15 protein-coding genes and 1 tRNA gene are annotated in these 14,981 nt (G+C 59.1%); 8 read left to right on the plus strand and 8 right to left on the minus strand.

Annotated features, from left to right (window positions below; translation table 11 throughout):
• Position 1 precedes the first annotated feature (1 nt).
• Genes dapE through dapC form a run of 3 tightly spaced genes read right to left on the minus strand, consistent with a single transcriptional unit; the run spans position 2 to position 3,184 of the window.
• The gene (gene dapE / locus RAS12_RS03075; RefSeq protein ID WP_306945028.1) at positions 2-1,141 is read right to left on the minus strand and encodes a succinyl-diaminopimelate desuccinylase; all 1,140 of its coding nucleotides are present in this window, start codon (positions 1,139-1,141) and stop codon (positions 2-4) included.
• Complete coding sequence (gene dapD, locus RAS12_RS03080) at positions 1,142-1,963, minus strand: 2,3,4,5-tetrahydropyridine-2,6-dicarboxylate N-succinyltransferase (protein ID WP_306945029.1); 822 nt, start codon at positions 1,961-1,963, stop codon at positions 1,142-1,144.
• A gap of 24 nt (positions 1,964-1,987) precedes the next feature.
• Positions 1,988-3,184, minus strand: a complete 1,197-nt coding sequence (dapC, locus tag RAS12_RS03085) for a succinyldiaminopimelate transaminase (RefSeq protein WP_306945030.1) — start codon at positions 3,182-3,184, stop codon at positions 1,988-1,990.
• Positions 3,185-3,231: 47 nt separating this feature from the next.
• Here dapC and RAS12_RS03090 point away from each other — a divergent pair.
• The 3 genes from RAS12_RS03090 to RAS12_RS03100 all read left to right on the plus strand — a co-directional run bounded on the left by RAS12_RS03090 (position 3,232) and on the right by RAS12_RS03100 (position 4,939).
• A tRNA-Leu gene (locus tag RAS12_RS03090) sits at positions 3,232-3,318 on the plus strand.
• Positions 3,319-3,816: 498 nt separating this feature from the next.
• Complete coding sequence (locus RAS12_RS03095) at positions 3,817-4,641, plus strand: RNase A-like domain-containing protein (RefSeq protein ID WP_306945031.1); 825 nt, start codon at positions 3,817-3,819, stop codon at positions 4,639-4,641.
• A gap of 4 nt (positions 4,642-4,645) precedes the next feature.
• On the plus strand, positions 4,646-4,939 hold the full coding sequence (locus tag RAS12_RS03100) for a contact-dependent growth inhibition system immunity protein (protein WP_306945032.1): 294 nt from the start codon (positions 4,646-4,648) through the stop codon (positions 4,937-4,939).
• A gap of 95 nt (positions 4,940-5,034) precedes the next feature.
• Here the strand turns inward: RAS12_RS03100 and RAS12_RS03105 are convergent, their stop codons facing one another.
• The gene (locus RAS12_RS03105; RefSeq protein ID WP_306945033.1) at positions 5,035-5,556 is read right to left on the minus strand and encodes a hypothetical protein; all 522 of its coding nucleotides are present in this window, start codon (positions 5,554-5,556) and stop codon (positions 5,035-5,037) included.
• A gap of 2 nt (positions 5,557-5,558) precedes the next feature.
• Entirely contained in the window at positions 5,559-6,185 is a 627-nt protein-coding gene (locus RAS12_RS03110; RefSeq protein ID WP_306945034.1) for a hypothetical protein, read from the minus strand.
• Positions 6,186-6,460: 275 nt separating this feature from the next.
• Between RAS12_RS03110 and RAS12_RS03115 the strand changes: the two genes are divergently transcribed.
• Entirely contained in the window at positions 6,461-7,201 is a 741-nt protein-coding gene (locus RAS12_RS03115) for a DUF3239 domain-containing protein (RefSeq protein ID WP_306945035.1), read from the plus strand.
• A gap of 35 nt (positions 7,202-7,236) precedes the next feature.
• On the opposite strand, the gene RAS12_RS03120 is transcribed toward RAS12_RS03115, so the two are convergent.
• The 3 genes from RAS12_RS03120 to RAS12_RS03130 all read right to left on the minus strand — a co-directional run bounded on the left by RAS12_RS03120 (position 7,237) and on the right by RAS12_RS03130 (position 8,152).
• Complete coding sequence (locus RAS12_RS03120; RefSeq protein ID WP_306945036.1) at positions 7,237-7,467, minus strand: hypothetical protein; 231 nt, start codon at positions 7,465-7,467, stop codon at positions 7,237-7,239.
• Positions 7,464-7,826, minus strand: coding sequence for a hypothetical protein (locus RAS12_RS03125; protein ID WP_306945037.1), 363 nt, complete (start codon positions 7,824-7,826; stop codon positions 7,464-7,466). Before RAS12_RS03125 ends, RAS12_RS03120 begins: the two co-directional genes overlap by 4 nt.
• 89 nt (positions 7,827-7,915) lie before the next feature.
• The gene (locus RAS12_RS03130; protein WP_306945038.1) at positions 7,916-8,152 is read right to left on the minus strand and encodes a toluene tolerance protein; all 237 of its coding nucleotides are present in this window, start codon (positions 8,150-8,152) and stop codon (positions 7,916-7,918) included.
• Positions 8,153-8,755: 603 nt separating this feature from the next.
• Between RAS12_RS03130 and RAS12_RS03135 the strand changes: the two genes are divergently transcribed.
• Genes RAS12_RS03135 through RAS12_RS03150 form a run of 4 tightly spaced genes read left to right on the plus strand, consistent with a single transcriptional unit; the run spans position 8,756 to position 14,980 of the window.
• Positions 8,756-10,213 carry an MFS transporter gene (locus RAS12_RS03135; RefSeq protein WP_306945039.1) on the plus strand — a complete coding sequence of 486 codons (1,458 nt, stop codon included), beginning with the start codon at positions 8,756-8,758 and terminating at the stop codon, positions 10,211-10,213.
• The gene (locus tag RAS12_RS03140) at positions 10,210-11,751 is read left to right on the plus strand and encodes an FGGY family carbohydrate kinase (RefSeq protein ID WP_306945040.1); all 1,542 of its coding nucleotides are present in this window, start codon (positions 10,210-10,212) and stop codon (positions 11,749-11,751) included. Before RAS12_RS03135 ends, RAS12_RS03140 begins: the two co-directional genes overlap by 4 nt.
• Positions 11,748-13,427: a glycerol-3-phosphate dehydrogenase/oxidase gene (locus RAS12_RS03145; RefSeq protein WP_306945041.1), complete on the plus strand. Its 1,680-nt coding sequence runs from the start codon at positions 11,748-11,750 to the stop codon at positions 13,425-13,427. Before RAS12_RS03140 ends, RAS12_RS03145 begins: the two co-directional genes overlap by 4 nt.
• Positions 13,424-14,980 (plus strand): FAD-binding oxidoreductase, encoded by a 1,557-nt coding sequence (locus RAS12_RS03150; protein ID WP_306945042.1) that lies wholly within the window; start codon positions 13,424-13,426, stop codon positions 14,978-14,980. The genes RAS12_RS03145 and RAS12_RS03150 overlap by 4 nt, the downstream gene beginning before the upstream one ends.
• Position 14,981: the final 1 nt, after the last annotated feature.

Raw genomic sequence — 14,981 nt, forward strand, 5'->3', positions numbered from 1 at the left:
TCTACTTGGGCAAGAGGAGGTTTTCCAGCGTGCGCCGATAAATGTTCTTGAGCGGATTCAGCGAGGCCACTTCGACACGCTCGTTGACCTTGTGGATCGTAGCGTTGCCGGGTCCGAACTCGATTACCTGCGGACAGATCTTGGCGATGAAGCGGCCGTCGGACGTGCCACCCGTGGTGGACAGTTCGGCGGTCACGCCGGTTTCGGCGTGAATGGCCTGCACCAACGCATCCGTCAACGATCCGCGCGGGGTCAGGAAGGGCTCGCCGCCCAGTTCCCAATCCAAGTCGTATTCCAGACCGTGCTTGTCCAGCACAGCGTGTACACGAGCCTTCAGGCTTTCCGGCGTGCTGGCCGTCGAGAAACGGAAGTTGAACAGTGCTACGGCTTCGCCAGGCACCACGTTTGTGGCGCCCGTGCCCGAGTTCAGGTTGGACACCTGGAACGTTGTGGGCGGGAAGTATTCGTTGCCCTGATCCCATTCAATGTTGACGATCTCGGCCAGCGCAGGCGACAACTGATGGACCGGGTTGCGCGCCAGGTGCGGGTACGCCACGTGGCCTTGAATGCCCTTGACCGTCAGCTTGCCTGACAGCGAGCCGCGGCGGCCGTTCTTGCAGGTATCACCCAGCACATCGCCGGACGTGGGTTCGCCGACGATGCAGTAGTCCAGCTTTTCGCCGCGCGCTTTCAACGCATCGCAGACGATGGCGGTTCCGTCGATGGACGGACCTTCTTCGTCGGATGTGATCAAGAGCGCGATCGAGCCATCATGTTGCGGATGGGCCGCCACGAATTCCTCGGCCGCCACCACGAAAGCAGCGATCGAGCTCTTCATGTCGGCCGCACCGCGGCCGTACAGCCAGCCGTCCCGCTCCGTGGGCACGAACGGGTCGCTGTCCCACTTTGCGAGCGGACCCGGCGGCACCACATCAGTGTGACCGGCAAAAACGGTCAGCGGCGCGGCGCTTCCGCGCCTGGCCCACAGATTGGTGACGCCACCCTGTGCGATGGTCTCGCACTTGAAGCCAATGCGTTCCAGCCGGGCGGCAAGCGCCGTCTGGCAGTCTTCATCCGCCGGGGTGACCGACGGGCGGGCGATCAGGTCTTTGACCAGATCCAGTACGGCTGACGTGCTCATTTACGCCCTCAGCAAATCATTGATGCTGGTCTTGGCGCGCGTTTGCGCGTCGACACGCTTGACGATGACGGCGCAAGCCAGGCTGTGCGAGCCATCGGCCGACGGCAGCGAACCCGGAACCACGACCGAACCCGAGGGCACGCGGCCATAGGTGATCTTGCCCGTGGCACGGTCAAAAATCTTGGTGCTTTGCGACAGGAACACGCCCATGGCCAACACCGAGTTTTCTTCCACGACCACGCCTTCCACGACTTCCGAACGGGCGCCGATGAAGCAGTTGTCTTCAATGATGGTGGGGTTGGCTTGCAGGGGTTCCAGCACGCCGCCGATGCCCACGCCGCCCGACAGGTGGACGTTCTTGCCGATCTGCGCGCACGAACCGACGGTGGCCCAGGTGTCAACCATGGTGCCTTCGTCGACGTAGGCGCCGATGTTCACGTAGGAGGGCATCAGCACCACATTGCGGCCGATGAAGGCGCCGCGGCGGGCGACGGCGGGCGGCACCACGCGGTAGCCGCCTTGCTTGAAGGCGTTGTCGCCGTATTCCGAGAACTTGAGCGGCACCTTGTCGTAGAACTGCAGCGGAGCCTGGCCCATGATGGCGTTGTCGTTCAGACGGAACGACAGCAGCACGGCCTTTTTAATCCACTGGTGTACGACCCAGTCAGCGTCGATTTTTTCAGCGACGCGCAGGCGGCCCAGATCCAGGCCGTCGATGGTGTGTTCCACCGCTTCACGCACTTCGGCGCTGGCATCGGTGGGCGACAGGTTGGCCCGGTCATCCCAGGCTTTTTCGATGGTGGTCTGCAAGTCGAGAGTCATAGCGGCTCAGCTTTTAAAGGTTGATCAAACAGAAGTGTGTACAAAATGGGCGATGCGCTCGGCTGCCTGCACGCAGTCAGCCAATGGCGCCACCAAAGCAATACGGATGCGGCCCTGGCCGGGATTTACGCCATGCGCCTCCCGGGCCAGGAAACTGCCCGGCAGAACGGTAACACCGGTGCGCCCATAAAGGTCGCGGGCGAACGCCGTATCGGGTCCGGGCGTGGCCGCCCACAGGTAAAAAGATGCTTGCGGGCGTGACACATCCAGCACGTTTTGCAGGATGGGCACGACCGCGTCGAATTTCTCACGGTACAGGCGGCGGTTGTCCTTCACGTGGGCCTCGTCCGTCCATGCTGCGACGCTTGCCGCAGACACCAGCGGACTCATCGCACTGCCATGATACGTGCGATACAGCAGGAAGCGGCCAATCAGCGCCGCATCGCCCGCCACAAAGCCGGAACGCAGCCCCGGCACGTTGGATCGCTTGGACAGGCTGGAGAACGCCACAAGGTTCCGGTAGTCGTCCCGGCCCAGGCGGCGCGCGGCCTGAAGGCCTCCCAAGGGAGGATTGCCTTCGTCCAGATAAATTTCGGAATAGCACTCGTCCGACGCGATGACAAAACCGTATCGGTCGGACAGTTCGAACAGCGTTTCCCATTCGTCCAACGACATCACGTTGCCCGCCGGGTTGCCGGGCGAGCAAACGAATACCAGCCGCGTTTTTTTCCAGACCTCGGCCGGCACCCTGTTCCAATCGCCCGCAAAGTTGCGTAACGGATCGGCGTTAACGAAGTAGGGCGTGGCGCCCGCCAGCACCGTGGCGCCTTCGTAGATCTGATAGAACGGATTGGGGCAGATAACGACCGAATCCGCAGCGGGGTCGATCACCGTCTGCGTAAACGCAAACAGGGCCTCACGCGAACCCAGCGCCGGCAGCACCTGGGTATCAGCATCCGGTGCGGGAATGCTGTAGCGGCGCGCCAGCCAAGCCGAGATCGCCTGCCGCAAAGCCGGATCACCCTTGGTGGACGGATAGACCGACAGCCCGTCCATATGGTCCCGTATCGCTTGCGCGATGCGTTCGGGCGAGGCGTGTTTAGGCTCGCCAATCGACAAATTGATGGGCGTCAGACCGTCCGGCTGCGAGCTGGCAGAAGCCAGCAACGCCCGCAGTTTTTCGAACGGATAGGGGTGTAAAGCATCGAGGCGCGGATTCATGACGCAAGATTTTAACAAGCAAGCTACAATAGCGGGCTTGGCCTATAGCGAAGGTGGCGAAATTGGTAGACGCACCAGGTTTAGGTCCTGACGCCGTAACAGGTGTAGGGGTTCGAGTCCCCTCCTTCGCACCAGTTTTTCCCAGCAATATCAATGACTTAGTTTTTTCTCTGTCATTTTGGGTGTCTTGGGGCCGTTTTGGCTCCGGAATACCCACTTGATGCCAGCTTTTCCCCGAACAGGCCGACGGCCTTCCCACCGGCATCGGGATTAGCGGACGGCATCCATTCCATAAACGCGGATGATCATGGCCACAGCCTACGTGTGCTGATAGAGGCACACGCCGCGCAGCCCTCAAGCGCCTTATATCCGAATGTGCGACGCGAAGATCGTGGCGGTCCTGGAAGGGGATGTATTGCTGCCCGCGCTTGATAATGCGCGACAAGATCAGCAGAGTTCGCCCATACATGAAGTAGGTCCGCCCTAAAGAAACGCCTCGGCCAAAAACCGGGGCGTTTTGCATTTCGGCTTGCGAGGCTGTCAGATATGCCCGTTAGTTTCAGACGCCCCTGATCGACAGAGGTACTGCATTTCGTGACATTCGTCGTTCTATCAAATGATGGGGTGAACGGATGGACGAGGAATCAAGCATTAGCATTGTGCTCACGCCCGTGCAGTTGGCGGCGATACTGCAAGGTGAGTCGGTTAACAGCGAGACGACGCTCTCGAATCGCTTGTGGGGCGGTTTAAAACTAGCTGGCGGCGTAGCGGAAATGATCGGTGGCGCCGCGTTATGCGCTGTGCCGGAGCCAACTGGTGCCACGAAGGTCGGCTGCGTGGTTTTGGGTGGCCACGGCATAGATACAGCGTCGACAGGGCTGCAAGAGGTCTGGACCGGGAAACAAATAAGTTCGCTGACAGACAGGGGCTTTGCGGAACTCGCCACTAGGCTCGGTGCGACACCTGGTTCAGGTCTGGCGGTGGGCATAGCCGCCGAGATAGGCGTGCCAATCGGGTTTGCGGGGGCGATCAAGGCGGCAAGGGTGTCAAGCATTGTTGCCGGTCGGATATCCCTGTCGAGGCATGAGGCCGCGGTAGCCGGTGGAATCGGGGGGCATACTCTTGGAAAGCATGTCGGAAAGACAAGGGCCTATCTTGAAGCACGTTTGCGGGCAAATCCAAATCTGCCGGCTGCGTCAACTTTTCATTCGGTCGCAGATGCAGAGCATGCCGTAAACGCGCTTATGCGTCGGGAAGCGGCACGAGTAGAAGATTGGGCTGCGATGACCTCCGGCAGTCAAAAATTAACTCTTTACGGATCTGTGTCTGGTGATATCGGAGTTGTGCTCAACCGCGGCGCTTCTGAAGTAGTAAAGGGAACGGAGCTTGTGCTTGTGCTGAAAAGGCAAGCCTACAATGGCATGCCGTATTTCATTTTGACTGCGTATTTGGACTGATTTTATGAACATTGTTCGTGGCCAATATCCCGAACTTGAGCAATTTATGGGTGGTTGGTTTCATCAGGACTGGGTTGACACTGGTGAAACCATCGCGGAAATTGTTCAGGATTACAAGAGCGGGTCTAACGCGGAGACTGTCCATAAGGTGTGTTTAGAAATGAACGCCTTTCTCGCGAACTATGGTGCAAATTCCGATGCGGCTTTTAGGCAACTTTGGAAATCGATCGACCCGGCAACTTTGGGGCACACCGCCGCTTCGTTTTTTGACGAGGTTAAGCGGATTCTGAATAGCTAAATTGACCGGCTGGTTTTAGAGCTGGCGACCTGAGCTCACTGATCTACTTGGGTTTCTTGGGTAGCACCAAATGTTAGTGACCAGGCTGTCTGACCCTACACCCAGAACTCACTCAGCTGAATTCTCATCAGGGCGCCATCTTCGGCCAGTCCTAGCGCCAACGTGGGAGCAACCACACACCAGCGCTGCGCCTGTCCCCAACTCAGGCAAAAAATTCCATGCTCGGAATCGTATTCTTCCGCTTCAACGGGGCGGCACGTGGCATCGCCGTGGTCGTCGAATGGCGCTTGTACGTATGGCTGTGCAAACGCACCGATTGCTGGTGCTATTGAAGTAAGCGTCCAATCGGAAGGATTCGTACGGATGTCGAAGTCTTTCAGGCGCTTGCCGGCGTCGAGGACCATGGATAGGGCGTCCGCGACAATTACCCAGCGTGGAATTGGAAGAGGCCATTGTTGGTCCAACACGTCGCTCAAGAGACGTGGCGGCGCGGGATCGGTGGTGTTCTTCGCGGGATATTCAATGGTGCAATAAAGGTTGTGAATGTCCGAGTCCCATCCGACACTCACTCGCGCGGGGGCAATGGCTGGCTGAGCGTCGACGCTGATCGTGGACATGATTATTTATATAAAAAATGCGCGATGGTGTAGTTCCGTTCGTGAACCAAGACTTCCAGCAGATATGGCTTGCCTCGCACGGTTACGGTGATCGTATACATGAAGTATCCCACTGCGTTTCTTGGGTCGGGTGCTCGTTTGCCATACAGAATTGCTAACCGAAGTATATGCACAGGCACGAAACGGCCTGCTTCGCCCATGTGCAGCAACGCTTTTGCAGTGAAACGCAGCTGCTTTTTGGAAAGCGCAAAGAAGCGGGTTCGCAGGCCGATCAGGGTCGATTGGCTGACAGTTACGCCCGCACGCGCCAGCACGGCGCCACGAACCAGCCGTGATCCCACCTTCCACGCCGTCCCTACGAGCAAAACCGCGTCCAGGGGATCTATCAGTGGCGCCTCTAAGGGCAGCTCTTCGATGGATTGCAGCTGCCCGGTGAGATCGTAGTTGCGAAAAATTCCGCCAAAGCCTGCCTGATACCCAATGATTGCGTCTGTGGTCTCGTCATGAATTGCCCTTGCGCTATCAGGCACTCCGGGCGGCCGAAATTCGAATAGTGCGGGTGACAGCGGCGGAGCTTCGTCCCACTCGAAAGCGGGTTCATCGTCGATGACGATTGGATTGGTTGGCATGGCGTGCGGCTATGTGTTGGCAAACCGATGACTACATCATCCACTGCGGTTTGCTGTCTATCAGTGGCGTCCCATTATTCGCAATGTCACTGAGGATCGGCCACGCCATTAGTTTCGGTGCTGTCCGCATGAAGAGGCTTGTGCGCTGCAGTACGAAATTTTTGATGGCAGGTCTCGTACTCCATATATTTCGAAGGATCGCTATCCCGCTTCGCATTGGCACGTTATATAACCCTTAGAACTCGGTATCGCATGAACGTATAGGAATACTTACGATGGAACAACACAGCTTGGAGACGGTGGGACCAGACGTTTTTCGGGTGGGGTCAGGACCGATCAGGAATGGGAGCGCAGCAGAGCGTCATCTGGAATTCAAGATCGACATCGCGCATGCTCGCCGCTACAACCAGAGCCGAAAAGAAGCGCGCAAGACAATTTCGGCGATGATCGTCATGGCCCTGGGTTTGATCGCGGCGGCGTCCTATCTGCTCTCATCGTCGTCTGCAGGGGCGATGGTGTTCGGGGCCCTAACGGCTTGCCTTGGTCTTACGATCCTGGTGATCGCAGGGTATGTAGCTACCCAGAACCGTCCGCAAGGGTATCTTGATCGCGGCGTGCTGAATCCGGCAATCGTATGCGCGGCGGAGAAGGGTCAGATTTTCCTATTGACGTTGGGCGGGATTGGTCTTTACGACAAAGTGTGGGCCGTGTTCATCACTAGGGTTAAGGATCTGCCTGGTCATCGAAATGCCGTGGGAGAGCGCATCCCGGTGACGTGTGTGTTCACCGGCACCGACGGCGCGCGCTACCAGGGTGTGGGTGTCAGCCCGATCGCTTGGGGGACTTCATCCGCCAAGGTGCTTCAAGGAGCCGTGCAGGGAATTGATGAATCAGAGTGGCAAGCGCTGGATCGTTTGCGCTACCAAGTGGTGCTGGATACAGACTACGCGGCAATGGGGGCTAAAGGAATTCAAGTGCTGAACCAAGCGCAGGTCGAAAGGTTGGGTTTGAAGTGACCCGCCCCGAGTACCGTAGATCGCCGGGCTGACAATCAAAACGCGACGATGGCCATGAACATGCGGCAACCCAGGCGCTTGAATGCCTCAATCTGCATGATGGATGGCTCATAGCCCGCAATTTCAGCCAAGCCTGCGCCTGCTCGCGGTTGTGAATGGTGGCGTGCATGGGTTTGCACACTGTCTATGGATTCCAGCACCCGGGCAGAGTCGCTGGCCACGAACAATTCCCGCGGCGTGATGTGCACGCGCGCTCTGTCAGTCAAGCATCAGGTGCGGGGCGGTTCGGGAACACATTGAGCGACATGATTTCGCTTTCGTATTCCGTCATCAGCATGCCCACCAAATGGCCATGCAACAGGCCAAAAAGTGTCCAATTCAGGGGGGCGCTGCCCGGTAGCAAGTCCAGCAGCATCAACTGGCCTGTACGCACCGTGCCGACAAAATAAGCGCGGTCATCCAGGCCGCCGGCAAGCGGTGAGTGGAAGATCTTGACGGCGCGCCCCGTGTCGTCTTTGCGCCAAGTGCTGATGCCTCTTGCCGATACGTCGTCCGTGCGCTTCAGGTTGTCCTGAATCGAAGCCCAGAGCGCTTTGGCGTTTGGTGTGTGTACAACAATCGTCATGATGGATAATTCCTGTGCAGGCGGCCAACACAGGATTTATCCAGAAACTGCTGGCAGAAACAAGGCCCGTTAGTGGCCGCAATAGCGGCTTAGTTTTTAACCTTGATCCTGTCGCGGCGCTTTTGCGTCTTGTCTTCGACGTCTCTGCCCAGTTTTACATCCATCAGGATGGCGTCATGGACCTTGGCGCGGCTGGCTTGAATGCGATGTGCGCATGCCCATCCGCGGCTTTCGGCCACAACCAGTTTTTTGTCCAGCTCTTGATGCCGGCGCCGCTTGTTTTCCGTGGACATCGTGCTGAGTTCTTGATCGCTGATTAAACGCATGTGCTGCTCCGTGGTCAGGTTGATTGTTGGATCGGGTGATCGTCTTGCAGGGTTTGACTGACGTGCGCCCGCGCGACGCGCGTAAGCGCGACGTCGGGCGTCGTTATCGATGTGGGGTGTATGGCCTGGCACCGCTTGCTGATACCTGCGGCGTAAAGACCGCGCAGACTCAGTGGATGCCGCGGCAACCGTCGTGAATACGAGCGGATTGACCGCGCAGGGGACCATGCCCAACAGTTCGTGCACCGGTGTTTTCGGCTGAACTGGCTATTGAATTTGGCATAGTCTGACAGCTTAAATATTTATTGCAAGTCATTGAAAAATAATGAGAAAAACTTATATGGAAGGTGCTCTTCCATATACTTTCCTATTACTTTGGATACTTTTTTGGGTGCCCCGGCTTCGGGTTCGAACGCGGGTTCAAGGCGGCAGAAAACCTTGGTAAGACAGGGTTTGTCCTGATGCTCGAACGCCTTGACACTGCCTGCGCCGAGCCATAAAGTCACCGCACAGATTTAGATAAAAGACCATCTGTAAGGTGGTCTTTTATCGCGTGCATTTTGCGTCGACCTCTTACAGAAATAATTCCAAGAGGAGACGACTGTGCAATCATCGACCGTAAAAATACGTGGCATCGACGATGTCATCGCTTTTATCGATTCACGCCCGGGAATTACCGGCCGAGCCGGCCTGATCTGGTGGCTCGCGCTGGGCGGATTGTTCCTGGACGCTTTCGCAAATTCAGCATTGAGCGCGGGCCTGGGCCCGATGACGCGAGACTTGGGCCTGAAGGCCGGGCAGGTCGCGCTGATGACATCATTCGCCGCCTGGGTAGCCATTGCCTTCAATCCAATTGGCGGTTGGATGGCTGATCGTTGGGGGCGCATTCGACCTTTGATCATTGCCAAGCTTCTGGCCGTCATTGGCGCGGTGCTGGTGATGTTTGCGCCCACCTTTGAAGTGATCCTGGTCGGGCGCTTTTTTGTCGGCGCGGCCTACGGTATCGACTTTGCCATTGCCATGGCCGTACTGGCGGAATTCACGCCCGTTAAGTTCAAGAGCCGGCTCAATACCTGGCAAGGCATGTGGTACACGGCCGTGTGCACGAACCTGCTGCTGGCCATGCTGTTTTTCTCGTGGGATGTGGGCGATTCGATCTGGCGCTATTCCGTCGCAGCCACGGCCATTTTTGCAGTCGTTATTCTGGTGCTGCAAATGAGCTACATGGTGGAAAGCCCGATCTGGCTGGCGCGCAAGGAACGGGTGGAGCAGGCTGCGCTGGCGATGACGCGGATTTACGGCCAGCCATTTGTTGCGGCGCCCGTGCATGAGCGTGTGCCCGTCATCAATCAGGCAAAACGCGGTCTGGCCAACGTGCTGCTGATTTTTCGGGGCGTGTATCTGCCGCGCACGATTCTGGCGGCGACCGTGCAAATTGGCCAGTCGATTCAGTACTTTGCCGTGGGCTGGTACCTGCCCTTGATCAGTGCAGCGCTGTTCGGTAAGGACTTCATCTACGCGACTATTGGCGCGCTGGTGTTCAACGTCTTTGGGATCTTCGGTGGATTTATGTCGCCCTACATCGGGCGCAAACTGGGTCTGCGCCGCGCCTCTGCGTTTGGTTTTGCAGTGGTGTTCGTGATCTTGCTTATCCTGGGAACCTTCCACGGCAAGATGCCGCTGTGGCTGGCGGTGGTGTTGCCGTCGCTGTTCATCCTGTTCCACTCCGGCGGCCCCGGCGCCAATGGCAAGAGCTTGTCGTCGTTGTCGTTCCGCAGTGAACTGCGCGCAGGCGCCAACGGCATCATCGGAGCGCTGGGGTCCACCGGCGCGGCAATTGGCCTGCTGGTGTTCCCCATCTTCCGTGAGAGCTACGGCCTGGAGAAAACCTTTCTGATCCTGTCTGTCGTCCCGCTGATCGCCAGCATTATCTGCTTTGTGATCAAGTGGGACCCCACTCGCACCACCATCAATCCCGACAGCGAGACTGGCGCGCCGCAGTTCAAGGACGATGACGCGCTGGCCACACTGGACCCCGCCATTGGGAAAGCCTCGCGATGACAACAAACAATGTGATTCTGGCCATAGACGAGGGCACGTCCGGCACGCGGGCAGCGACCGTGTCGGCCGACGGTCATGTGTCCTGCCTGGAATACCTGACGCTGCATGTCGAAACGCCCAGGCCCGGGGTGGTCGAGCAGGACGCCAACGAGATTCTTGAAAAGACGATCAGCGTTTGCCGCGCCACCATTGCTCAGGCGCAACAAGCGGGCCAACACATCGCCGCCTTGGCTTTGGCGACGCAGCGGGCCACCGCCGTGTTGTGGGATACGCAGACCGGAGTGGCGCTCGTGCCTGCGATGGTCTGGCAAGACACCCGCTTCGTGGACGAGTTGGACCGGCTGGCGCCGGAGTGGGACGAACGGCTGCTGGATAGGGTTGGCCGCCCGGTGGGTGTGCGATCGCTGTATCTGTGGGCGGCGCGTCATTTGCGCGATACGCCGCAGGTCGCGGATGCCTGGCGTGAGAAGCGCCTGGCGTTTGGAACGGTTGATACCTGGCTGCTATGGCATTTTTCGCAGCGGCGCGACATTGTGACCACGCCTACCAACGCCACGTCTTCAGGCGCCTATGTGCTGGCGGATCACCGCTATTACCTGGAATGGGTGCAGGAACTGGGCTTCCCGTTCGAACTGTTGCCCGCCTTGCGCCAGGATGCGGACGATTTCGGCCGGACCCGTTCAGACCTGCTGGGCATCGACGTGCCGATTCTGGCTTCGGCGGGCGATCAGCATGCGGGAGCGATCGGGCTGGGTTGCCTGGACCGTGGGCAGGCGATGTGCGTGCATGGCACCGGCAGCTTTGTAGATCTGATCATCGGACCCGAGGCACCCTCGAATTCGGGCTTGTCTGAAGGGGCGCTGACCATGACGGCGCGGCGGCAGCAGGGCGTGTCGCATTTTGCCGTCGAGACCTTTGTGGCCACAACCGGTTCCGCATTGAATTGGGTTTGCGAAAAGCTGAAGTGGTTCAAGGATGCACGAGAAATCAGCGCCTTGGCGGCTACGGTGACGTCGTCGCAAGGCGTGACGTTTGTGCCGGCGTTGACTGGCTTGCGAGTGCCGCGCATGGAAGCGGGCGCGCGCGCTTCGCTGACTGGGGTGTCGATGGCCACGACCCAAGCAGAAGTGGCCTACGCCATTCTGGAAGGCATTGCGCATTCGGTGGCCAGTTGCATCGAGGCGGATGAAGCCGTGTCGGGCGTTCGCGTGTCTGAACTGGTGGTGGGCGGCGGGCTGTCGTGCAGCGATCCCTTGCTGCAAATCCAGGCGGACCTGATCGGCATACCCATACGCCGCATGCAGGAGTCCGATCGGGCCAGCCTGCGCGGCATTGCCTATCTGGCGGGTTCGTCGGGGCTGCTGTGGCCATCCTTGCACGAGGCCTGCAAAACCATCGTGACCGATGCGGTATTCACGCCGGCCGGGAATGCGGACGAGCGCGCCATGCGGCGGACCTTGTGGCATGCCCGCGTGGGCTCCGAGCTGGGCCATGTCGATCAATTCAAGCGGGAAAAAGAGGAGGCATTGCACAAATGATCGGGTGGCTATCCAGAAAGCCCAGGAAGGACCGGGCCGATATGACGAGCACCGAACCATTACGTCTGATGCGGCAAGAGCAATTGGACAGGTTGGGCAGCGAGCAGTACGACATGATTATTGTGGGAGGCGGTATTACTGGCGTGTATGCGGCGCTGGATGCCAGCTTGCGCGGCTATCGGGTGGCAGTGATTGAGAAAGACGATTTTGCATCGGGTACATCGTCGAAGTCGTCGAAGATGGTGCATGGCGGACTGCGCTACATCGAACAGGGCAACCTGGGTCTGGTGCGGCATTCTTTGCACGAGCGCCAGCGTCTGCGGCGCAATGCGCGTCATCTTGTGCAGCGCCTGCCGTTCCTGTTTCCGATCCTTGAGCGGGACGGCGTGTTCGACAAGCGCCTGTCCAAGGCCTTTGAAAGCCTGCTCTGGACGTACGACATGGCGGGCGGGTGGCGGGAAGGCATCCTGCATCAGAAACTGACGGCGGCGGAAGTGCTGTCGCATTGCCCGACTTTCAAAGAAGAAGGCCTCTTGGGCGGCTTTCTGTATTTCGACGCCCGAGTGGATGACGCGCGCCTTACCTTGGCCGTTGCACGCACGGCCGCGTTTCACGGCGCCACCGTCATCAACCACGCGAAGGCGATCGAGGTCACTCGCAACCCGCACGGCAAGGTGGATGGCGTGATCGTTCAAGCGGGCCAGCAAGAAATCCGCGCGCGTGCCGGAGTGGTCATCATGGCCACAGGTGTCTGGCTGCGTGATTGGAACGGGGCCAAGAAGGGCGATGAACCCGCCTTGCACGTGCGGCCCGCCAAAGGCGTACACGTCGCTGTGCCTTGGCTGAAGGTACGCAACGATTGCACCGTCACCATTCCCGTGCCGGGCCGCAGCCGTCGCGCCACTATCACGCGCTGGGGCAATGTGTCTTATCTGGGCACGACCGACGAAGACTATGAAGGCGATCTCGATGACGTGTATTGCACGCGCCGGGAGCTGGATTTTTTGCTGGAAGGCGCACGCTCGGCGTTGAAGACCGATCTGCATGCTGAAGACGTTGTGGGCAGTATTGCCGGTTGCCGGCCGTTGGTCGGCCCGCCCGGTGGCAAGACGCTGGAGATCAAGCGCAATCACGAGATTCGCGTTGCCGAAGACGGGTTGGTGACCATCGTTGGCGGCAAGCTGACCACGTCGCGGCACATGGCTGAACAGACCATCGACGCTGCGCAGCAAGTCATCGGCCAGCGCAATCCGTGTCAGACCAAGAAGGCCTACATCCTGGGCGCGGCGGGCTATGACCCGCAGGCCATTGTGGCCTCGGGAGGCATGTCGGCGCATCTGGGTGAACGCTACGGAACCGAAGCGCGTTTTGTCAGCGACCTGATGCAAGCGTCGCCCGCTTTGCTGACGCCCATTGTTGAAGGACTGCCCTATACCGAAGCCGAAGTGCTGTATGCGGCGCGCCACGAATTGGCGGGCACCGTCGAGGACGTGTTGTCGCGCCGGATGCGTACACGTCTGATGGCGCGCGATGCCTCCGCGAATGCTGCGGCACGCGTTGGACAGATCTTGCAGGCCGAACTGGGCTTGGCGCCCAGCACCATTACGCAGCAGGTCAATGATTACCTGGCTGCCATCAAGCACGAAAAATCCGTACTCATGGGAGACAAAGAATGATCAGCAAAGAAGCCATCAAGCGCGGCTACAACCGTGGCAACTATGTCGTTGGCGCACACACTCCGCCCGCTTACGCCGCATCATTGACGCAGACGGGTTCAGAGGCCGGGTTGCAACGTGATCCGGTGCGCGTCACGGACGCCCAGATTGACGCCTTGCGCCACGTAGCCGATGACGTCTTGACTGGTATCGACAATGTCGTGACCTGGACGCGAGACTGGTGGGCGGGTTCGATGGTGTCGGAAACTGGCGGCAAGCCTGCTACGCCACATGCGGTGATCGTGCAGGTGTCCACAGTGGAGCAGATCCAGGCTGTAATGCGCATTGCACATGCGGACGCCATTCCTGTCACCGTGTCGGCAGGGCGCAGCAATGTCACGGGTGCTGCCTTGCCGGTGCGGGGCGGCATTGTGCTGGACGTATGCCAACTGAACAAGCTGATCGGCGTGGATCGCGAGAGCCAGATCGTTGAAGTGGAAGCGGGCATGTTCGGCGACGTCTTCGAAGAGACGATTCAAAACGAGTACGGTCTGACGATGGGACATTGGCCGTCGTCATTTGGCATCAGCACGGTGGGCGGCTGGGCGGCATGCCGGGGAGCGGGGCAGTTGTCCACGCGTTACGGCAAGATCGAAGACATGGTTTTCGGCATGGACGTCGTGTTGGCCGACGGCAGCCTGATCACGGTGGGCGGCTATTCCCGCGCCGCAGTAGGTTCAGACTTGCAGCAAGTGTTTATCGGGTCGGAAGGGACTCTGGGCGTGATCGTGCGCCTGCGCCTGAAGTTGCATCGCCTGCCGGATTATGGCCGGGCAATTGCCTACGGCTTCAAGACTTTCGCCATTGGCCTGGATGCGTGCCGCGAAATCATGCAGCGCGGGGCCAATCCCGCGGCGCTGCGTCTGTACGACGAATTGGAAAGTGGCGTGCAGTTCAACCGGCCCGATCTGAACGTCCTGCTGGTGGCGGATGAGGGCGCGCGCCAGATCGTGGATGCGGTGATGGAGATCAGCGAAGGTGTCTGCGAAGAACTCGGTGAAAAGCTGGATGGCGACGCCATCTTTGAGCGCTGGCTGGAAACGCGCTATCTGACGGGCAAGAGCGCCGAAGGCTTCAAGCGCAGTCCGGGTTTTGTGGCGGACACGCTGGAGATGTCAGGCCGCTGGAGCGATCTGCCGGCGATCTACACAGAAGTGGTGAACGCCGTTAACGCTGTGCCGGGCACGTTGGCGGGTTCGGCTCACCAGTCGCACGCCTATGTCGATGGCGCCTGCCTGTATTTTTCACTGCGTGGCGACGTGGAAGTCGAGCGGCGCGGACTATGGTATCGGCAGGCTTGGGACGCAGCCAATGCGGTGTTGATTAAATATAATGCGGCCCTCAGCCATCATCACGGCGTGGGCCTGTTGCGTGCGCCGTACATGCAGGAGTCGCTGGGCAGCGCGTTTGAGGTGCTGCGCACGATCAAGCGCACCTTGGATCCCCAAAATATTCTGAACCCGGGCAAACTGGGTTTAAGCGACGAGCGCTTTTACGATCGGGAAAATCGATAAC

The organism is Achromobacter seleniivolatilans (assembly GCF_030864005.1).
In the GTDB taxonomy this organism is placed as follows: domain Bacteria; phylum Pseudomonadota; class Gammaproteobacteria; order Burkholderiales; family Burkholderiaceae_B; genus Achromobacter; species Achromobacter seleniivolatilans.